This window comes from Burkholderia sp. Se-20378 (assembly GCF_017104665.1).
Lineage (GTDB): Bacteria > Pseudomonadota > Gammaproteobacteria > Burkholderiales > Burkholderiaceae > Burkholderia > Burkholderia lata.
This window is the reverse complement of sequence record NZ_JAAGPG010000130.1, coordinates 1-18,864: the sequence shown is the minus strand read 5'-3', so window position 1 is coordinate 18,864 and position 18,864 is coordinate 1. Positions and strand designations below refer to the sequence as shown.

Sequence of the window (18,864 nt, the reverse complement as noted above, 5' to 3'; positions counted from 1 at the left end):
GGCCGGATCGACGCTCGCCGCCGGGCGGCCGGACGGGCGCCCGGCGCGGGCGCGCAAAGCCTGAAGCGCGCGTTGTTCCCGCTGTTCGGAAGCGTGTTCGTGGGCGGCGCGCAGCTCGCGTTCGACCCGTTCATGTCGACGTCGCTGCTGTCGCTCGCGCTCGTGCCGCTGTTCGGCATCGGGCTGATCTACGTGCTGTTCTTCTTTGCGCGGCGCGTGTTCGCGCGCGACGGCCACACGCATGCGTGGCTGTCGATCGTCGAGAAGATCGTGTCGACCGTCGTGTGGGCCGCGATGGTGCTGACGGTGCTCGGCATCCAGCGTGACGTGCTCGGCTGGCTCGACAGCGTGCAGTTCCGTGTCGCCAATGCGCACCTCACGCTGCTGTCGGTGATCTCCGGCGCGCTGTGGGTGTGCGTGACGCTGATGGTCGCGATGTGGCTCGGCTCGGTGCTCGAGGATCGCCTCACGCGCGCGACCACGCTCGACGCGAACCTGAAGGTCGTGCTGTCGCGGGTCGGCCGCGCGCTGCTCGTGTTCGCGGCGATCCTGATCGGGCTGTCGCTGGTCGGCATCGATGTGACGGTGCTCGGCGTGTTCGGCGGTGCGGTGGGTGTCGGCCTCGGTTTCGGGCTGCAGAAGATCGCCAGCAACTACGTGTCGGGCTTCATCATCCTGCTCGACCGCTCGCTGCGACTCGGCGACGCGATCAGCGTCGGCGGGCTGCAGGGCGTGGTCACGCAGATCCGCACGCGCTACACGGTCGTGCGCGGTCTCGACGGCAACGAAACGCTGATTCCGAACGAAAAGCTGATCACCGACGTCGTGCAGAACCAGTCGTCGTACCTGACGCGCGGCTACGCGAAGGTCGCCGTGCAGGTCGCGTACACGAGCGATGTCGAGCACGCGCTCACGCTGCTCGCCGATGCAGCCCAGGGGGTGCCGCGCGTGCTGGCGGAGCCTGCTCCGACCCCGTATCTGGTGAGTTTCGGCGCGGACGGGATCGACCTGGAGCTCGGTTTCTGGATCGAGGATTCCGCGAAAGGCACGTCCGGCGTGCGTTCGAGCGTGAACCGCAACATCTGGCGGCTGTTCAGCGAGCACGGGATTTCGATTCCGTTCCCGCAGCGCGAAGTGCGCGTCGTCGGGTTGCCCGACGGCTTTCCCGCCGCGGGCGCGGCGGCCGGCAACGGCGCGGTGGACGGGCACGCGCCGGCTGCGTGACGCGCGCCGGTTGCCAATCGTATCGACCCCGCGGTCGGAACCGGATCGCGGCCCTTTCCAAGTCCGCCCATGGACTGGGTTTGTTGCGTCAGGGCAAGAAAATATTCATTTTTTACAAAGACTTGGAACGGTTGAAGTAAAATTCTGGTCTACACGCGGTATGCTTTCATTTTTCTGACGCTTGGCGCGGGCCGGCGTCGCTCTCATCACAGGTAACTGCCTTGTTGAATTCCCTGCTCGATTTTCTTTCCCACGGGCTCCTGCATTTTTCGTGGTGGCAGGTCGCGCTGTTCGCGCTCGCCGTCACGCACGTCACGATCATCGGCGTGACGGTCTATCTGCACCGCTGCCAGGCGCACCGCGCGCTTGAGCTGCATCCGATCGCGAGCCACTTCTTCCGCCTCTGGCTGTGGATGACGACCGGCATGCTGACCGGCCAGTGGGCAGCGATTCACCGCAAGCACCACGCGAAGTGCGAAACCGAGGACGATCCGCACAGCCCGCAGACGCGCGGCATCTGGAAGGTGTTCCTCGAAGGCGCCGAGCTGTATCGCGCGGAAGCGAAGAACGAAGAGACGATGCGCAAGTTCGGGCACGGCACGCCGAACGACTGGGTCGAGCGCAATGTCTATTCGAAGTACCCGATTCTCGGCATCAGCCTGATGATGGTGATCGACGTCGCGCTGTTCGGCGTGATCGGCCTGACCGTGTGGGCCGTGCAGATGGTCTGGATTCCGTTCTGGGCGGCTGGCGTCGTGAACGGCTTCGGTCACTTCTGGGGCTATCGCAACTTCAACTCGGCCGACGCGAGCACGAACCTGTTCCCGTGGGGCATCGTGATCGGCGGCGAAGAGCTGCACAACAACCACCACACGTTCGCGACGTCGGCGAAGCTGTCGAACAAGTGGTACGAGTTCGACATCGGCTGGATGTACATCCGCATCATGTCGGCGTTCGGTCTCGCGAAGGTGAAGAAGGTCGCGCCGACGCCGCGCCTGAACAAGCCGAAGACGGTGCTCGACCAGGAAACGCTGCAGGCCGTGCTGTCGAATCGCTACGAAGTGATGGCGCGCTACGGCAAGGCCGTGAAGCGTGCGTACCGTCAGGAGCTCGCACACCTGAAGGAAATCGGCGGCGACAAGTACCAGATGATGCGCGGCGCGCGCAAGTGGTTCCACAAGGATGCCGACGGCCTCGACGAGCCGCAGAAGAAGCTGCTGCCGGAGATCTTCGCGAACAGCCAGAAGCTGCAAACGTACTTCCAGCTGCGCCAGGATCTCGCCGCGATCTGGGATCGTTCGACCGCATCGCGCGAACAGCTTCTCGCGCAATTGCAGGATTGGTGCCATCGCGCAGAACAAAGCGGCATCAAGGCGCTGCAGGAATTCGCGACGCGCCTGCGCCGCTACGCCTGATTCGAAATCGATTAGAATCTAAGGACGTCAAAAACCCCGCGTTGGCGGGGTTTTTTATTTGGTCCGCCGGTTTTTGAAGGGTGATCGGCAGGGCCGGATTTGTATGAGGCTTGGGGCAGCGGGGAAGTGTTGTTCCGGGGCGAGATCAGGGGATGGGATCGGGGTGGGCGCTAAAACGCTAACTCGGGTCGACCGCGAAGCATGGACGAGAGTAAGTGCTAAAGCACTAACTCTTGTCGACCGCGAAGCATGGGATCGGAGTTAGCGCTAAAGCGCTGACTCCGATCGACAGGAGATATGGAGATGCAATCGACGATCAAACCCGTCGAGTACGACCGGCCCGTTGCAGCAGGGACCGTGTGCGGCGTGGGGCAGGCCTGGGCCAAGGTGCCCGATGCACCGTCCGCCAAAGAGCGGGCCGCGCTGAAGGCGCGCATCAAGGCATTGCTCGTGCGTGAAAAGGCCGTGCTGGTCGCGCACTACTACGTCGACGCCGAGTTGCAGGAGCTCGCCGACGAAACCGGCGGCTGCGTCGCCGATTCGCTCGAAATGGCCCGCTTCGGCCGTGACCACGACGCGCAGACGCTGGTCGTCGCCGGCGTGCGCTTCATGGGCGAAACCGCGAAGATCCTGAGCCCGAACAAACGAATCCTGATGCCCGATCTCGATGCGACCTGCTCGCTCGACCTCGGTTGCCCCGTCGATGAATTCTCGGCGTTCTGCGACGCGCATCCGGACCGTACCGTCGTCGTCTACGCGAATACCAGCGCGGCCGTGAAGGCGCGCGCGGACTGGATGGTGACGTCGTCGATCGGCCTCGAGATCGTGGCCGACCTGCACGCGCGCGGCGAGAAGATCATCTGGGCGCCGGATCGCCATCTCGGTAGCTACATCCAGAAGAAAACCGGCGCGGACATGCTGCTGTGGCAAGGCTCGTGCCTCGTTCACGACGAATTCAAGGGCATCGAGCTCGACCTGCTGCGCGCCGAGTATCCGGACGCGAAGGTGCTCGTCCACCCCGAATCGCCGGAAAACGTCGTCGCGCAGGCCGATGTGGTCGGCTCGACCACGCAGCTGATCGACGCGGCGGTCAAATTCGACGCGACACGCTTCATTGTCGCGACCGATCTCGGCATCCTGCACAAGATGCAGCTTGCGGCACCCGGCAAGACCTTCATCGCCGCGCCGACGGCCGGCAACAGCGCGACTTGCAAGAGCTGCGCGCACTGCCCGTGGATGGCGATGAACGGCCTCGCGAACCTCGCTGACGTGCTCGAACGCGGTCACAACGAGATCTTCGTCGATCCCGCGATCGGCGAGCGCGCACGCCTGCCGATCGACCGGATGCTCGAATTCGCAGCCGCGCACAAGAAGCGCGTGCAGGCGAGCGGCGATCTGCAGCGTGACCAGCAACTGTTTGCGAACGTGGGGGCTGCATAATGAATAGCCCCCACGCTCACGTTCGTTCGATGCCCCCCGAGGGGGCGGCCACCTTCCTTGGGGGCGGCCCGGCGGAAGGCGGCGCGAACTCGGCAGTATCCCCGCTGTTCAACCTCGTGCGCGAGCAATACGGCGCGGCATTCGACGACGCGATCGCGCGCAACGTGGCCGATGCGATTGCGGAAGACGTCGGCACCGGCGACCAGACCGGGCGGCTCGTGCCGGCAGGCGATCGTCGCCGTGCACGCATCATCGTGCGCGAGGAAGCCGTGCTCTGTGGTGTGCCGTGGTTCGAGGCCGTGATTGCCCGGATCGATCCGGCGATCGTTGTGCAATGGCGCTATCGCGAAGGCGACCGGATGACGCCCGATTCGACCGTCTGCGAACTCGAAGGGCCGGCGCGCGCGCTGCTGACGGCCGAGCGTAACGGGCTGAACTTCCTGCAACTGTTGTCGGGCGTTGCGACCGCGACGCGTCGCTACGTCGATCGCGTCGAAGGCACGCGCACGAAGATCCTCGATACGCGCAAGACGCTGCCGGGCCTGCGGCTCGCGCAGAAGTATGCGGTGCGTGTCGGCGGCGGCGAGAACCAGCGTCTCGCGCTGTATGACGGCATCCTGATCAAGGAAAACCACATCGCAGCGGCAGGCGGTGTCGGCGAGGCGCTCGACGCGGCGTTCGCGCTCGAGTCGGGCGTGCCCGTGCAGGTCGAAGTCGAAACGCTCGCGCAACTCGATACGGCGCTCGCGCATCGCGCGCAGTCGGTGCTGCTCGACAACTTCACGCTCGACATGATGCGTGAAGCGGTGCGCGTGGCGAACGGCCGGGCCGTGCTCGAAGTGTCAGGCGGCGTCAATTTCGATACGGTGCGTGCGTTTGCGGAAACGGGGGTCGACCGCATCTCGATCGGCGCGCTGACGAAGGACGTGCGCGCGACGGACTATTCGATGCGGATCGTCGACTGACCGAACGCCGTCGATCAGACAAAAAAGCCGTTGGCGTGCAAACGCCAACGGCTTTTTTCCTGTGCGGCCACAGCCGGGGGGGGCGTGCCGCTCAGCGACGCGCGCGCGGCGTGAGCACGCTCGGCAGCGCCTTCGGCAGCGAGTTCGGCCAGTCGCGGCTGTAGTGCAGCCCGCGGCTCTCGCGGCGCGAGTGCGCGCTCTTCACGATCAGCGTCGCGACGTCGACGAGGTTGCGCAGTTCGAGCAGGTCGCGCGTCACGCGGAAGTTCGCGTAGTACTCCTGGATCTCGTCGCGCAGCAGCGACAGCCGGTGCTTCGCGCGTTCGAGGCGCTTGTCGGTGCGCACGATGCCGACGTAGTTCCACATCAGGCGGCGCAGCTCGTCCCAGTTGTGCGCAACGACGACTTCCTCGTCCGCATCCGACACGCGGCTTTCGTCCCACGCGGGCAGCGTGGCCGGCGTTTCGGCATCGAAGCCGGCTGCCTCGATCGCCTCGGCTGCCGCGCGGCCGATCACCAGGCATTCGAGCAGCGAGTTGCTTGCGAGCCGGTTTGCGCCATGGAGCCCCGTGTACGACGTTTCGCCGACCGCATACAGGCCCGTGAGATCGGTGCGCCCGGCGAGGTCGGTGACGACGCCGCCGCACGTGTAGTGTGCAGCCGGCACGACGGGAATCGGCTCTTTCGCGATGTCGATGCCGAATTCGAGGCAGCGCGCGTGGATCGTCGGGAAGTGTTCGCGCAGAAATGCTTCCGGCTGGTGGCTGATGTCGAGATACACGCAGTCGATCCCGCGCTTCTTGATCTCGAAGTCGATCGCGCGCGCGACGATGTCGCGCGGTGCGAGTTCGGCGCGCGGATCGTGCGCGGGCATGAAGCGCGTGCCGTCGGGCAGCTTCAACAGGCCGCCTTCGCCGCGTACGGCTTCGGAAATCAGGAACGACTTCGCATACGGATGGAACAGGCAGGTCGGGTGGAACTGGATGAATTCCATGTTCGACACGCGGCAGCCCGCACGCCACGCCATTGCGATGCCGTCGCCGGTCGCGGTGTCGGGGTTCGTCGTGTACAGGTACACCTTGCCGGCGCCGCCCGTTGCGAGCACCGTATGCGGCGCCTCGATCGTGATCGTACGGTCGTTGTCGACGTCGAGTGCGTACAGGCCGTGACAGCGGCGGCCGGGCAAGCCGAGCCGGTCCGACGTGATCAGGTCGATCGCGTGGTGGTTTTCGAAGAACGTGATGTTCGGATGCTGGCGCGCACGCGCCGACAGCGTCGCGAGCACCGCATGGCCGGTTGCGTCGGCCGCATGGATGATGCGGCGGTGGCTGTGGCCGCCTTCGCGCGTGAGATGGAAGCCGAGCTCGGCTGCGTCGTCCTTCGTGAACGGCACGCCCTGCGAGATCAGCCATTCGATCGCTTCGCGGCCGTGCTCGACGATATAGCGCGTCGCAGCTTCGTCGCACAGGCCGCCACCGGCGACCAGCGTGTCGTCGACGTGGTTCTCGATGCTGTCCGCCGAATCGAGGACCGCCGCGATACCGCCTTGCGCGTTATCGCTCGCGCCCTCCATCATCGACCGTTTCGCGATCAGCGCGACACGTCGCGTGCTGGCCAGGTTGAGTGCGACCGACAGCCCTGCCAGGCCGCTGCCGACGATCGCCACGTCGAATTTCATGCTGCATCTCCATCGTTACGCTTTTGATCTTGTGCGTTCCGGCGGCCGTGGCCGCGGAAAGGGGAGAGCATACCGCGTCGCGCCGGAGCGTGCGCGCAAAACAAAAAGCCCCGCATGTGCGGGGCTTTTCGGTCGCCGTCAGGCTAGCAGAAACCGGAGATTACTTGATCTTGGTTTCTTTGTATTCAACGTGCTTGCGGACGACGGGATCGAACTTCTTGATCGCCATCTTTTCCGGCATGTTGCGCTTGTTCTTCGTGGTCGTGTAGAAGTGACCCGTACCAGCGGTCGACTCAAGCTTGATCTTGTCGCGTGCGCCTTTTGCCATGATTGTGCTCCTTGGGCTTAGGCTTCGCCGCGTGCGCGCAGGTCAGCGAGCACGGAATCGATGCCGTTCTTGTCGATCAGGCGCAGGCCGGCGTTCGAGACGCGCAGGCGCACCCAGCGGTTTTCGCTCTCCACCCAGAACCGGCGGTTTTGCAGGTTCGGCAGGAAGCGACGCTTCGTCTTGTTGTTGGCGTGGGAAACGTTGTTGCCGCTCATCGGCGCTTTCCCAGTTACTTGGCATACGCGTGCCATGAGAGCACTCCTAATACGCTAAATTCGGGGTTCGATCGCCGGTGAAGGTTCCATCGCACCGCCACGTGATCCATGGCTGCACTCAGAACGCCGAAGCCCTTACAGACAAGGCCCTTCGATGGCTAGAACTGTGGTTGGAAAAAATACAGACGGCGATTCTAGCAGAAAAAGCTCAGGAAAATCAAACCTAATTTCGCATCGCCGTTGCGGCGCCCTTGGACGGGCCGCAACCCCACAGTCTACAGCCAGCCGGCCCGTGCGAACGAAAAAGTATCGCTGGTGCCGATCACGACGTGATCGAGCAGCCTGACATCGACGAGCGCGAGCGCGTCGTGCAGCACGCGGGTCAGGCGACGATCTTCCGCGCTCGGCTGCACCGCGCCTGACGGATGGTTGTGCGCGACGATCAGTGCCGCGGCGTTGTGCACCATCGCGCGGCGCACGATCTCGCGCGGGTAGACGGCCATGCGCGTCAGCGAGCCGCGCGTGATTTCCTCCATGTCGATCAGGCTGTGGCGCGCGTCGAGGTAAACCGCGGCGAACACCTCGTGCGGGCGCGAGCCGATCTTCAGCCGCAGATAGTCCTCGACCGCGCCGGGCGAATCGATCGGCTGCTTCTCGTGCGCTTTCTCCTTCAGCATGCGACGCGCGATCTCGGTGACCGCAACCAGCCGTGCGGAGCGCGCGGGGCCGATGCCGGGGTGCGCCTCGAAATCGTCGGCGGTCGCCTCGAGCAGCCCGTGCAACGACTTGAACTGACTGACCAGTGCGCGGGCGGTGACGAACACATCGTGCCCGGGCTTGCCCGTGCCGAGCAGCAGGGCGATCAGTTCGTCGTCGGTCAGCGCGGCCGGCCCGCGCTCCAGCAATCGCTCGCGCGGCCGCTCGGGCTGCCAGCCGCGCGGGCGGCGCTTGCGCCGGTGGAGCGGGACGACGCGGCCGGGCGGATCGGCCGGCAGATCGGTGTTGTCGCGGCATTCGGCGGGCGGCAAGGCTGGGCAGGGTGACAGCATGCTTGAAACTCCATTGGTGGCGGGCAGTGCGCGCGACGTCGTCGCACTTTCCGCCTTGCGCGCTCAGGTGACTTACAATATTGGCTTTGCGCCGGGCCTTTCGGCCGTATCGGGCGCCGACTGAACGAGTAATTCATGAGCCTCATCGATCTATCCGAAGTGAAGCCCGGTTCCCACGTCACGTTGCATTACCGGCTGGCACTGGCCGACGGCGCCGACATCGTCAACACCTTCACCGACAAGCCGGCCACGCTGCTGCTCGGCGCGGGGCAACTGGCGCCGTCGCTGGAACAGATTCTGATCGGCCTCAGGGTCGGCGACCATTCGACTTTTCAGCTAACGCCCGAACAGGGGTTCGGCCCCCGCAATCCCGACATGCTCCAGCGCGTGACGCTGTCGACGCTGCGCGAGAACGGGATGGTCGGCGACGATTTCACGCCGGGCGAACTGATCGAGTTCAACGCGCCGGACGGCGGCCGATACGCGGGGGTGCTGAAGGAAGTCAGCGAAACCTCGGCACTGTTCGACTTCAATCATCCGCTCGCGGGCCAAGCGCTCACGTTCGAAGTGAAAATCATCGGAATCCTGTAATCATGAGCACCACCGATACGCTGTCCGGGCAGACCGTCGCCGCCGATGCCGAAATCCTGCTGGCCCAGCCGCGCGGCTTCTGCGCGGGCGTCGATCGCGCGATCGAGATCGTCGAGCGCGCCATCGCGATGCACGGTGCGCCGATCTACGTTCGTCACGAGATCGTCCACAACAAGTACGTGGTCGAGGATCTGAAGAAGAAAGGCGCGATCTTCGTCGAGGAACTCGAGGAAGTGCCGGCCGGCAATACCGTGATCTTCAGCGCACACGGCGTGTCGAAGGCCGTGCGCGACGAGGCCGACGTGCGCGGGTTGCGCATTTACGACGCAACCTGCCCGCTCGTCACGAAGGTGCACGTCGAAGTGGCGAAGATGCGCCAGGATGGCGTCGACATCGTCATGATCGGGCACAAGGGCCATCCGGAAGTCGAAGGCACGATGGGGCAGGTCGAGCGCGGCATGCATCTCGTCGAGAGCGTCGAGGACGTGCAGAAGCTCGAGCTCGCCGATCCCGAACGCATCGCGCTCGTCACGCAGACCACGCTGTCCGTCGACGACGCAGCCGAGATCATCGGCGCGTTGAAGGCCAAGTATCCGAAGATCCGCGAGCCGAAGAAGCAGGACATCTGCTACGCGACGCAGAACCGCCAGGACGCCGTGAAGTTCATGGCGCCGCAGTGCGACGTCGTGATCGTCGTCGGCAGCCCGAACAGCTCGAATTCGAGCCGCCTGCGCGAAGTGGCCGAGAAGCGCGGCGTCGACGCGTACATGGTCGATGCACCCGACCAGATCGATCCGGCGTGGGTCGCAGGCAAGCGTCGCATCGGCGTGACGGCCGGCGCGTCGGCTCCCGAAGTGCTCGCCCAGGCCGTGATCGCGCGACTGCGCGAGCTCGGCGTGCGCAACGTGCGCGCGCTCGACGGCATCGAGGAAAACGTGTCGTTTCCGCTGCCGCGCGGGTTGAACCTGCCGCCCGCTGCCTGATTGACGCATCGCACCTGCGGAACACCGAAGCGCGCCTTACGGCGCGCTTTTTTTTGCCTGTCGAAATCGCAATCGCAACCATTATTTGGATTAATGGTGCAACCGGGTTGCTCTGCGCGCGCCCAAGCGTCTCTCAAAATTGGTTGCAATGCAGGAAAACCCCATCGAATCAGGATTATTGGCGTCCTATAAATGGAGTTACAATGCGCCCGTTTTCAGGCCTGAATGGCTTTGAAATCGGATTTTGGCAAGGCGCGGGAGACCACTCAATGCATGTGAAGTTGGCTTACGCCGTGTCCGTCGCCGCACCGGTTGCAATGCTTGCCGGCTGCAGCAAAAAGAGCGACGACGGGGCGGGGAGGGAGGCTGCGGTGTTCGCGGCACCGCCGGCCAGCGGCGTGCGCGTCGCCGGAACCGGTCGTGCGGCATCGTTCGCGTGCCGCATCGCACAATTGGGCAAGGACAAGGAAAACGGGGCACGTTTGGCGATCGAGGAAATCAACGCGCTTGGCCTGGCGAACGGTCAGGCAGCGGGCACGCAGGTTGCAATACCGCAAGCCGCCGGTCGTGGCGTGACAGCGACCGCGCGCGCCGATCGACGCAGGCCGGCCAGGGTGCCCGGCGATGCGGGCAGCGCGGTTCCCTTTCAATTCGATTCGACGAAACAGCGCGTTGCCGCGAGCAATGGTGTCGCGGCGCGCGGTCTGGTTCGTACGATGGATTCCGACGCAGTCCTGACGAATGTCGGGCGCGGCGTTCGCGGTGCCTTGCGAGGTAGCGCGGCACGGAATCCGATCTGCCCGGGTGCGGGGCTTGCCTCGCGCCGGACAGGCAAAGGCACGGATGCCGGGCAACCGGACGATGGCCGTCTCGGCATGCTGCCCTACGACTTCAAGGAGGCCACGAACACCGTCCTCGATGTCGTGACGATTTAGCGACGGGACTCATGACGGCACCGGAACAGTGCGGTGCCGTTTTTGTATCCGCTCCGGCGGCAGGTCCGGCCGTACAGGCCGGGCGGCGCGCGCCGGGACGATCCACCCTTACCGGTATCGACTAGTACCCGCAGTGTCGCCGAGAAGGCGCGATTCCTCGCTTACCCGCGGGGCGCAACGTCCTCCGGCAGCACGGGCCAAGGAGCTTTAAATGGATATTTTCGTCCAGCAGGTTCTCAACGGGCTGGTGCTCGGCAGTGTCTACGCCATCATCGCGTTGGGCTACACGATGGTGTACGGCATTCTCGGCATCATCAACTTCGCGCATGGCGACGTGCTGATGATCGGCGCGATGGTCGCCCTGTCGGCCATCACCGTGCTGCAAAACCATTTCCCCGGACTCGGCAACGTCGCGACGCTGACGATCGGCCTGGGCATCGCTGCAGTCGTCTGTGCGTTCGTCGGCTTCACGATCGAACGGGTCGCATACCGGCCGCTGCGTCGCGCACCGCGCCTCGCCCCGCTGATCACCGCGATCGGCGTGTCGATCCTGCTGCAGACCGCCGCGATGATCATCTGGTCGCGCAACCCGCTGCCGTTCCCGCAATTGCTGCCGACCGATCCGATCAACGTGATCAAGGCAACCGACACGACGCCCGGCGCCGTGATCTCGGTGACTGAAATCGTGATCATCGCGGTGGCGTTCATCGTGATGGCCGGCCTGCTGCTGCTCGTGCACAAGACCAAGCTCGGCCGTGCAATGCGCGCGATCGCCGAAAGCCCGAACACCGCGAGCCTGATGGGCGTGAACCCGAACTTCGTGATCTCCGCGACGTTCATGATCGGCTCCGCGCTCGCCGCGCTGGCCGGCGTGATGATTGCATCCGAATACGGCAACGTGCACTTCTACATGGGCTTCATCCCCGGCATGAAGGCATTCACCGCCGCAGTGCTGGGCGGGATCGGCAACCTCGGCGGCGCGATGGTCGGCGGCGTGCTGCTCGGCCTGATCGAGCAGCTCGGGGCCGGCTACATCGGCAACCTCACGGGCGGCGTATTCGGCAGTAACTACCAGGACGTGTTCGCCTTCATCGTGCTGATCATCGTGCTGGTGTTCCGTCCGTCCGGCCTGCTGGGCGAACGTGTCGCGGATCGCGCGTAACGGAAGGGAGCAAACAACATGACATCCATTCAACCGATCGAATCCTCGACGTCGCTCGTCGAAGAGCGCAACACCACCAAGACCATCATCATCGGTCTCCTGACCGCGGTCTTCGTGATCGCGGCGCCGATCATCATCGGCTCGGCCGGCGGCAACTACTGGGTCCGTGTGCTCGACTTCGCGATGCTGTACGTGATGCTCGCGCTCGGCCTGAACGTGGTGGTCGGCTTCGCCGGCCTGCTCGACCTGGGCTACATCGCGTTCTACGCGGTGGGCGCATACACGGCGGCGTTGTTGAGCTCGCCGCACCTGAGCTCGCAATTCGAGTGGATCGCGGCGCTGGCGCCGAACGGGCTGCATGTGCCGTTCCTGATCATCGTGCCGATCGCGATGGCACTGGCGGCGACCTTCGGGATCCTGCTGGGCGCGCCGACGCTGCGCCTGCGCGGCGACTACCTGGCGATCGTGACGCTCGGCTTCGGTGAAATTGTCCGGATCTTCATGAACAACCTCGACCGTCCGGTGAACATCACCAACGGCCCGAAGGGGATCACGGGCATCGATCCGGTGCACATCGGCGATTTCAGCCTCGCGCAGACGCACTCGCTGTTCGGGATCCAGCTGCCGTCGGTCTACATGTATTACTACCTGTTCGTGCTGTGCTCGCTGCTGGTGATCTGGGTGTGTACGCGCCTGCAGCACTCGCGTATCGGCCGCGCATGGGCGGCGATTCGCGAAGACGAAATCGCGGCGAAGGCGATGGGCATCAACACCCGTAACGTGAAGCTGCTTGCATTCGCGATGGGCGCGTCGTTCGGCGGCCTGTCGGGCGCGATGTTCGGTTCGTTCCAGGGCTTCGTGTCGCCGGAATCGTTCACGTTCTGGGAATCGATCGTCGTGCTCGCCTGCGTGGTGCTCGGCGGCATGGGCCACATCCCGGGCGTGATCCTGGGCGCGGTGCTGCTCGCGATCTTCCCGGAATTCCTGCGCTCGACGATGAGCCCGCTGCAGCATGCGATCTTCGGCCATGACGTCGTCGATACCGAAGTGATCCGTCAGGCGCTGTACGGCCTCGCGATGGTGGTCATCATGCTGTATCGCTCGGAAGGCCTGTGGCCCGCGCCGAAGCATGAGGACAAGATCGCGAAACTGGCGAAGCGCAACAGCAAGAAGCCGGTGCGCGCTTAATCGACGGACACAGGGGATACACACATGAGCGACAAACAAATCCGACTGTCCGTGCAGGGCGTGAACAAGCGCTTCGGCGGCCTGCAGGCGCTGTCCGACGTCGGCCTGCAGATCAAGGAAGGCGAGATCTACGGCCTGATCGGCCCGAACGGCGCCGGCAAGACGACGTTCTTCAACGTGATCACGGGCCTCTACACGCCGGACTCCGGCGAGTTCAAGCTCGACGGCACGGAATACAAGCCGACCGCGGTGCATCAGGTCGCGAAGACGGGTATCGCGCGCACGTTCCAGAACATCCGCCTGTTCGGCGGGATGACGGCCCTCGAGAACGTGATGGTGGGCCGCCACGTGCGCACCAAGCACGGGCTGCTCGGCGCGGTGTTCCAGACGCCGGCCGAACGCCAGGAAGAGCGCGAGATCAAGGAACGTGCGATCGAACTGCTCGAGTACGTCGGCGTGCTGCAATACGCGGACTACACGTCGCGCAACCTGTCGTACGGCCACCAGCGTCGTCTCGAGATCGCGCGCGCACTGGCCACCGACCCGAAGCTGCTCGCGCTTGACGAGCCGGCGGCCGGGATGAACGCGACCGAGAAGGTCGAACTCACGCGCCTGCTCGACAAGATCCGCTCGGACGGCCGCACGATTCTCCTGATCGAGCACGACGTGAAGCTCGTGATGGGGCTGTGCAACCGGATGACGGTGCTCGATTACGGCAAGGTGATCGCCGAGGGTCTGCCGCAGGACGTGCAGAAGAATCCGAAGGTGATTGAGGCATATCTCGGCGCAGGGGTGCACTGATGGCAGCGGCAATGTTGAAAATCAAGGGCTTGCAGGTCAACTACGGCGGCATCCAGGCCGTCAAGGGCGTTGACATGGAAGTCCGTCAGGGCGAGCTCGTGACGCTGATCGGCGCGAACGGCGCAGGCAAGACCACGACGATGAAGGCGATCACGGGTCTCAAGGCGTATTCGGCGGGCGACATCGAATACGACGGCAAGTCGATCAAGGGCACTCCGACGCACGAGCTGCTCAAGCGCGGCCTCGCGATGGTGCCGGAAGGCCGCGGGATCTTCGCGCGGATGTCGATCATCGAGAACATGCAGATGGGCGCGTACCTGCGCAACGACACCGAGCAGATCAAGAAGGACGTCGACCGCATGTTCGGCTTCTTCCCGCGCCTGAAGGAGCGTGCGACGCAGCTCGCGGGCACGTTGTCGGGCGGCGAGCAGCAGATGCTGGCGATGTCGCGCGCGATCCTCTCGAAGCCGAAGCTGCTGTTGCTCGACGAGCCGTCGATGGGCCTGTCGCCGATCATGGTCGAGAAGATCTTCGAAGTGGTGCGTGAAATCTCGAAGGAGGGCATCACGGTGCTGCTCGTCGAGCAGAACGCGCGCCTCGCGCTGCAGGCGGCCGACCGTGGCTACGTGATGGATTCGGGCACGGTCACGATGGAAGGCGAGGCCAAGCAGATGCTCGACGATCCGAAGGTGCGTGCCGCGTACCTGGGTGAATGAGTGAGTGAATGAGCGGGCCCGGTGACGCGTGACGGCAGATGCCGGGCGCGTCGCACACGGGCTTTCGAAAGGCTGTCACGGGATGCCGTGACAGCCTTTTTTTTCGTGCCGTGCGATTCCGGTCGAACTTGTGCGGGCGGGCGCGACTCCATTCGACTGTTGCGCCGCGCACGCGGCGCGGGAACGATGGGGCGGCCGCTCTTGCCGGCCGCCTGCAAACCGACACACGGGCCGTGTAGCATCGGCGGCCCATCGGGACCCGGAGAGCACGCATGAGTCTGGACTACGGTTTCGTGAAGGCGAAGGTGACATCGGTGGCGAAGCTGAAGGGCTCGCCGCACCGCAGTGAGATCCAGTATCACATCCACCTGACGCTGGCGTTGCCCGGAGGCGACTGGGACGTCGCGATCAACGTCGGCACCAACGACGCGGACGACCTGCTGAACTACAAGCTCGTCTACGATTTCCACCACCCGATCACGCAGACGCTCGCGGCCGCGGCCGAAGGCTATACGGACCTGACGGGGCAGGCCGCGCTGCCCGCGCTCGACTACATGCGCAGCGACATCCTGAACGACACGGGCGCGTGGCGCCCGAGCGCCGTGATGGACGGCACGGAGAATCAGGAGCCGATCCCGTCGCTGTTGCGGCTGGTGAATGCCGCGCAGTCGCAGGGGCTCGACGTCGTCGTGTTCGGCCGCTCGTATACCGAGGGCAACGGCATCCACGACACGCACATGAACCAGGGGTCGACCGGCTCGAACTACCTGCATCGTGCAGGCGACGACCACAACGACCACAACGACATCTGGCAGGACGGTGCACTGATCGTGCGCGTGAGCGACACGCAGTGGGCCGCGTATTTCGCCGCGTTCGAGCAGCAGGCCGTACCGACCGACGCGCTCGGCAATCCGTTGCCGGGCGCGGGGCCGATCACGCGTTGAGATCGCCGGCTGCTGGCCTTCGCGTCATGCGGCCGGCAGCGTCTTGCCGAACGAGATGCGTTCCTCGACGCGATAGCCGAGCGCCGCATAGAAGCGGCACGCATCGTCGTTGCCGGGCAGCACCTGCAGGTTGACCTTCAGGCAGCCGCGCGCGGCGAGCGCGCGTTCCGCATGTGCGATCAGCGCGCGGCCGACGCCGAGCCGTCGCGCGTCGTTCGATACGCCGAACGAGTAGAGCCAGCCGCGATGTCCGTCGAAACCCGCCATCAGCGTGCCGACCACGCGTGCGTCGCTGGTTGCGACGAAGAACAGTTCCGGCTGCGTCGCGAGCTTCAGCTCGATCGATCGCAGCGGATCGCGGTGCGGCGGCGCGTCGGCGTCTTCGTACTGCGGGAACGCGTCGCGCCATACCGCGAGCACGGCATCGGTGTCGGCGCGTTCGAACGGGCGGATTGCGACAGCATCGGCGGCGGCATCCATTGCGGCGGTCTCCTTAGAGCGTGTCGAGAATCGACCGCAGCATCGCCATCATCTGGTCGATTTCCTCGGTCGTCACGTTCAGTGCGGGCATGAAGCGCAGCAGGTTCGGCCGCGCGGCGTTCAGCAGCAGGCCGTCGGGCTGCATGTCGCGCGCCTTCTCGACGATCTGCGGGCCGATGTCCTTGCCGAGCAGCAGCGCGCGCAGCAGGCCTTCGCCGCGTTCGCCTTCGAAGCCGCGCTCTTCCGACAGCTCGAGCAGCTTGCGCTTCAGGTATTCGCTGCGTGCACGCACGCCTTCGAGGAAGCCCGGCGCGACAAGCTGCGAGATCACCGAATAACCGACCGCGGTCATCAGCGGGTTGCCGTTGTACGTGCCGCCCTGGTCGCCGGCCTCGAACACCGCGAACTCGGCCTTCGACAGCAGCGCGCCGAGCGGGGCGCCGCCGCCGATGCCTTTCGCGAGCGTCATGACGTCCGGCTCGATGCCGGACAGCTCGTATGCGAACAGCGTGCCCGCGCGGCCGCAGCCGCTTTGCACTTCGTCGACGATCAGCAGCAGGTTGTGCTGCTTCGTCAGCGCGCGCAGCGCCTGCATGAATTCACGCGTCGCCGGAATCACGCCGCCTTCACCCTGGATCGGCTCGAGCATCACCGCGACGGTCTTGTCGGTGATCAGCTTCTCGACCGAGTTGATGTCGTTCAGCTCGGCCTTCGGGAAGCCCGGCACCTGCGGTGCGTAGATCGTGTCCCAGCCCGGCTTGCCGCTCGCCGACATCGTCGCGAGCGTGCGGCCGTGGAAGCTGTGGTCGAACGTGATGATCTCGTACGCACCGTTCTTGAACTTGCGGCCCCACTTGCGCGCGAGCTTGATCGCGCCTTCGTTCGCTTCCGCGCCGCTGTTCGTGAAGAACACCTTGTCGAACACGCTGTGCTGCGTGAGCAGGCCCGCGAGCTTTGCCATCGGTTCGTTGTAGAACGCGGGCGACGGGTTCAGCAGCTTCTCTGCTTGCGTCTTCAGCGCTTCGACGATGCCTTCGTTGCAGTGGCCGAGGCTGTTGACGGCCCAGCCCTGGATGAAGTCCAGATAGCGCTTGCCCGTGTGATCGTAGAGCCACGAACCCTTGCCGTGCGTAAACACGATGTCGGGGCGGTTCGTGATGTACATCAGCGAGTCGATCGGATAATCGTTCAGGGGCATGGCAGCAGACTCCAGCGGACGTTGAAAGGGAAACAGGCAATAAAAAAGCCACGGAAGGCCGTGGCTGGTGGGTCGAACAGCTTGTGCGTAACCGGTGAAGCAGTGCGGGGGTTACGCGCGAGTCCGTGACGAGCCTGCGGCATCCGGGCGGAGCGGCGAGCGGCGACGTCGAAGGGCGGACAGGAAGCAGTTCATGTGCGCAAGCATAAGGCATCCCGCGCCTCACTGTAAACCGCCGCGATGCCACGGATGTGACATCGCGGTGCGCAGTGCCGTACGCAGGTGCGCGGGCCTTAGACCGGATGCGCGAGATCGGCGGCGCTCGTGAACGAGTCCGCGTAGAACTCGTCGGTGGGCAGTGCGTGGTGTTGCGTGAAATCGCGCTGCGCGGATTCGACCATCACCGGCGCGCCGCATGCATACACCTGGTGGCCCGACAGATCGGGCAGGTCCTCGATCACCGCGCGATGGACGAAGCCGGTGCGGCCCGTCCACTGGTCGCCGGCGTCCGGCTCGGAGAGCACCGGCACGTACTTGAAGTTCGGGATCTCGCGCGCCCACTGCTCGGCGAGCTCGTCGAGGTAGATGTCCTTCTTGCGGCGTGCGCCCCAGTAGAGCGTCATCGGGCGCGTGATGCCCGAGTGCTTCACGTGCTCGATGATCGCCTTGATCGGCGCGAAGCCGGTGCCCGATGCGAGCAGCACGATCGGCTTGTCGGAATCTTCACGCAGGAAGAACGTGCCGAGCGGGCCTTCGAAGCGCAGGATGTCGCGCTCCTTCATCGCGCCGAACACGTGGTCGGTGAACTTGCCGCCCGGCATATGGCGGATGTGCAGCTCGATCGGGCCTTCCTCGTGCGGTGCGTTCGCCATCGAGTAGCTGCGGCGCGAGCCGTCCTTCAGGATGAACTCGACGTACTGGCCCGCGAGATACTGCAGGCGTTCGTTGGCGGGCAGCTGGAGCTTCACGACCATCACGTCGTCGGCCTTGCGCTCGAGTGCGGCGATCCGGCACGGCAGCTTCTTGACCTGCACGCCGTCGACGCCGGCGATTTCACGCACGTCGATTTCGAGATCGCACTGCGCTTTCGAGCAGCACAGCAGCGCGAGGCCGCGCGTGCGTTCGTCGTTGGACAGTGCCGACGCGGCGTGCGGGCCCTGTTCGATCTGGCCCGACACGATCTGGCCCTTGCAGGAGCCGCACGCGCCGTTCTTGCAGCCGTACGGCAGATGGACGTTCTGGCGCAGCGCAGCCGCCAGCACGGTTTCGTCCGACTCGACCTGGAATTGCCGGCCGCTTTGCTTGAGAGTGACGTTGAATGCCATAGAACCAAACTAGAACAAAATGTGGGGACCGTGCATGTCGAGCACGGCAGCTACAATGCAAACCCGTTGCGCGTCGCGCAACGGTGGCTACTGATTTCGCAACCAACATGATCGCGACTCGAATCCTGCGCCGGCCGCGCGCACTGATCGTCGGCTGCGGCGACGTCGGCATGCGCTGCGTCGCGCAATGGCGCGACACGCGCCGCAACCTGCGGATCTTCGCGCTA

At 64.8% G+C, this 18,864-nt stretch carries 19 protein-coding genes and 1 pseudogene; 13 read left to right on the top strand and 7 right to left on the bottom strand.

What is annotated here, in order from left to right; all coding sequences use genetic code 11:
• The 4 genes from G3N93_RS16150 to nadC all read left to right on the top strand — a co-directional run.
• The coding region (locus G3N93_RS16150; protein WP_206133458.1) for a mechanosensitive ion channel family protein at positions 1–1,224 on the top strand (1,224 nt) is incomplete at its 5' end.
• A gap of 221 nt (positions 1,225–1,445) precedes the next feature.
• A complete protein-coding gene (locus G3N93_RS16145; protein WP_206133457.1) occupies positions 1,446–2,639 on the top strand; it encodes an acyl-CoA desaturase in 1,194 nt (397 codons plus the stop codon).
• A 303-nt stretch (positions 2,640–2,942) separates the two neighbouring features.
• Positions 2,943–4,079 carry a quinolinate synthase NadA gene (nadA, locus tag G3N93_RS16140; RefSeq protein WP_206133456.1) on the top strand — a complete coding sequence of 379 codons (1,137 nt, stop codon included), beginning with the start codon at positions 2,943–2,945 and terminating at the stop codon, positions 4,077–4,079.
• Positions 4,080–4,108: 29 nt separating this feature from the next.
• Positions 4,109–5,044, top strand: a complete 936-nt coding sequence (gene nadC / locus G3N93_RS16135) for a carboxylating nicotinate-nucleotide diphosphorylase (protein ID WP_206122183.1) — start codon at positions 4,109–4,111, stop codon at positions 5,042–5,044.
• Between the two features lie 91 nt (positions 5,045–5,135).
• On the opposite strand, the gene nadB is transcribed toward nadC, so the two are convergent.
• The 4 genes from nadB to radC all read right to left on the bottom strand — a co-directional run bounded on the left by nadB (position 5,136) and on the right by radC (position 8,314).
• Complete coding sequence (nadB, locus tag G3N93_RS16130) at positions 5,136–6,722, bottom strand: L-aspartate oxidase (RefSeq protein WP_174941530.1); 1,587 nt, start codon at positions 6,720–6,722, stop codon at positions 5,136–5,138.
• Positions 6,723–6,882: 160 nt separating this feature from the next.
• Positions 6,883–7,050 carry a 50S ribosomal protein L33 gene (gene rpmG / locus G3N93_RS16125; RefSeq protein ID WP_006478046.1) on the bottom strand — a complete coding sequence of 56 codons (168 nt, stop codon included), beginning with the start codon at positions 7,048–7,050 and terminating at the stop codon, positions 6,883–6,885.
• Between the two features lie 17 nt (positions 7,051–7,067).
• Positions 7,068–7,301: a 50S ribosomal protein L28 gene (gene rpmB / locus G3N93_RS16120; protein WP_004186391.1), complete on the bottom strand. Its 234-nt coding sequence runs from the start codon at positions 7,299–7,301 to the stop codon at positions 7,068–7,070.
• Between the two features lie 239 nt (positions 7,302–7,540).
• Entirely contained in the window at positions 7,541–8,314 is a 774-nt protein-coding gene (radC, locus tag G3N93_RS16115) for a DNA repair protein RadC (RefSeq protein WP_206133455.1), read from the bottom strand.
• Positions 8,315–8,449: 135 nt separating this feature from the next.
• Here radC and G3N93_RS16110 point away from each other — a divergent pair, with 135 nt between their 5' ends.
• The 8 genes from G3N93_RS16110 (at position 8,450) to G3N93_RS16075 (ending at position 15,634) form a co-directional block, all read left to right on the top strand.
• The gene (locus G3N93_RS16110; protein WP_027786673.1) at positions 8,450–8,905 is read left to right on the top strand and encodes a peptidylprolyl isomerase; all 456 of its coding nucleotides are present in this window, start codon (positions 8,450–8,452) and stop codon (positions 8,903–8,905) included.
• A 2-nt stretch (positions 8,906–8,907) separates the two neighbouring features.
• Positions 8,908–9,888, top strand: coding sequence for a 4-hydroxy-3-methylbut-2-enyl diphosphate reductase (gene ispH, locus G3N93_RS16105; RefSeq protein WP_011352949.1), 981 nt, complete (start codon positions 8,908–8,910; stop codon positions 9,886–9,888).
• 203 nt (positions 9,889–10,091) lie between these two features.
• Positions 10,092–10,823, top strand: coding sequence for an amino acid-binding protein (locus G3N93_RS16100; protein ID WP_206122184.1), 732 nt, complete (start codon positions 10,092–10,094; stop codon positions 10,821–10,823).
• A 211-nt stretch (positions 10,824–11,034) separates the two neighbouring features.
• The gene (locus G3N93_RS16095) at positions 11,035–11,985 is read left to right on the top strand and encodes a branched-chain amino acid ABC transporter permease (RefSeq protein WP_011352947.1); all 951 of its coding nucleotides are present in this window, start codon (positions 11,035–11,037) and stop codon (positions 11,983–11,985) included.
• A gap of 18 nt (positions 11,986–12,003) precedes the next feature.
• Positions 12,004–13,173, top strand: coding sequence for an ABC transporter ATP-binding protein (locus G3N93_RS16090; protein WP_174941536.1), 1,170 nt, complete (start codon positions 12,004–12,006; stop codon positions 13,171–13,173).
• A gap of 24 nt (positions 13,174–13,197) precedes the next feature.
• A complete protein-coding gene (locus G3N93_RS16085; protein ID WP_174917512.1) occupies positions 13,198–13,974 on the top strand; it encodes an ABC transporter ATP-binding protein in 777 nt (258 codons plus the stop codon).
• Positions 13,974–14,690 carry an ABC transporter ATP-binding protein gene (locus tag G3N93_RS16080; protein ID WP_174917511.1) on the top strand — a complete coding sequence of 239 codons (717 nt, stop codon included), beginning with the start codon at positions 13,974–13,976 and terminating at the stop codon, positions 14,688–14,690. The genes G3N93_RS16085 and G3N93_RS16080 overlap by 1 nt, the downstream gene beginning before the upstream one ends.
• A 272-nt stretch (positions 14,691–14,962) precedes the next feature.
• Positions 14,963–15,634 carry a DUF2278 family protein gene (locus G3N93_RS16075; RefSeq protein ID WP_174942001.1) on the top strand — a complete coding sequence of 224 codons (672 nt, stop codon included), beginning with the start codon at positions 14,963–14,965 and terminating at the stop codon, positions 15,632–15,634.
• Positions 15,635–15,658: 24 nt separating this feature from the next.
• Here G3N93_RS16075 and G3N93_RS16070 read toward each other — a convergent pair whose 3' ends face one another.
• The 3 genes from G3N93_RS16070 to G3N93_RS16060 form a co-directional block, all read right to left on the bottom strand.
• A complete protein-coding gene (locus G3N93_RS16070; protein ID WP_206133454.1) occupies positions 15,659–16,114 on the bottom strand; it encodes a GNAT family acetyltransferase in 456 nt (151 codons plus the stop codon).
• A 13-nt stretch (positions 16,115–16,127) separates the two neighbouring features.
• Positions 16,128–17,312, bottom strand: coding sequence for an acetylornithine transaminase (locus G3N93_RS16065; protein WP_011352941.1), 1,185 nt, complete (start codon positions 17,310–17,312; stop codon positions 16,128–16,130).
• A gap of 293 nt (positions 17,313–17,605) precedes the next feature.
• Positions 17,606–18,637: a CDP-6-deoxy-delta-3,4-glucoseen reductase gene (locus tag G3N93_RS16060; protein WP_206133453.1), complete on the bottom strand. Its 1,032-nt coding sequence runs from the start codon at positions 18,635–18,637 to the stop codon at positions 17,606–17,608.
• A 107-nt stretch (positions 18,638–18,744) separates the two neighbouring features.
• On the opposite strand from G3N93_RS16060, the pseudogene G3N93_RS16055 reads away from it, so the two are divergent.
• Positions 18,745–18,864: pseudogene (locus G3N93_RS16055) on the top strand (SDR family NAD(P)-dependent oxidoreductase); the annotation flags it as partial.

Coding starts and splice junctions, on each gene's coding strand:
- nadA (WP_206133456.1), top strand. CDS start 2,943: ATGCAATCGACGATCAAACCCGTCGAGTACGACCGGCCCGTTGCAGCA.
- nadC (WP_206122183.1), top strand. CDS start 4,109: ATGCCCCCCGAGGGGGCGGCCACCTTCCTTGGGGGCGGCCCGGCGGAA.
- nadB (WP_174941530.1), bottom strand. CDS start 6,722: ATGAAATTCGACGTGGCGATCGTCGGCAGCGGCCTGGCAGGGCTGTCG.
- rpmG (WP_006478046.1), bottom strand. CDS start 7,050: ATGGCAAAAGGCGCACGCGACAAGATCAAGCTTGAGTCGACCGCTGGT.
- rpmB (WP_004186391.1), bottom strand. CDS start 7,301: ATGGCACGCGTATGCCAAGTAACTGGGAAAGCGCCGATGAGCGGCAAC.
- radC (WP_206133455.1), bottom strand. CDS start 8,314: ATGCTGTCACCCTGCCCAGCCTTGCCGCCCGCCGAATGCCGCGACAAC.
- G3N93_RS16110 (WP_027786673.1), top strand. CDS start 8,450: ATGAGCCTCATCGATCTATCCGAAGTGAAGCCCGGTTCCCACGTCACG.
- ispH (WP_011352949.1), top strand. CDS start 8,908: ATGAGCACCACCGATACGCTGTCCGGGCAGACCGTCGCCGCCGATGCC.
- G3N93_RS16100 (WP_206122184.1), top strand. CDS start 10,092: ATGCGCCCGTTTTCAGGCCTGAATGGCTTTGAAATCGGATTTTGGCAA.
- G3N93_RS16095 (WP_011352947.1), top strand. CDS start 11,035: ATGGATATTTTCGTCCAGCAGGTTCTCAACGGGCTGGTGCTCGGCAGT.
- G3N93_RS16090 (WP_174941536.1), top strand. CDS start 12,004: ATGACATCCATTCAACCGATCGAATCCTCGACGTCGCTCGTCGAAGAG.
- G3N93_RS16085 (WP_174917512.1), top strand. CDS start 13,198: ATGAGCGACAAACAAATCCGACTGTCCGTGCAGGGCGTGAACAAGCGC.
- G3N93_RS16080 (WP_174917511.1), top strand. CDS start 13,974: ATGGCAGCGGCAATGTTGAAAATCAAGGGCTTGCAGGTCAACTACGGC.
- G3N93_RS16075 (WP_174942001.1), top strand. CDS start 14,963: ATGAGTCTGGACTACGGTTTCGTGAAGGCGAAGGTGACATCGGTGGCG.
- G3N93_RS16070 (WP_206133454.1), bottom strand. CDS start 16,114: ATGGATGCCGCCGCCGATGCTGTCGCAATCCGCCCGTTCGAACGCGCC.
- G3N93_RS16065 (WP_011352941.1), bottom strand. CDS start 17,312: ATGCCCCTGAACGATTATCCGATCGACTCGCTGATGTACATCACGAAC.
- G3N93_RS16060 (WP_206133453.1), bottom strand. CDS start 18,637: ATGGCATTCAACGTCACTCTCAAGCAAAGCGGCCGGCAATTCCAGGTC.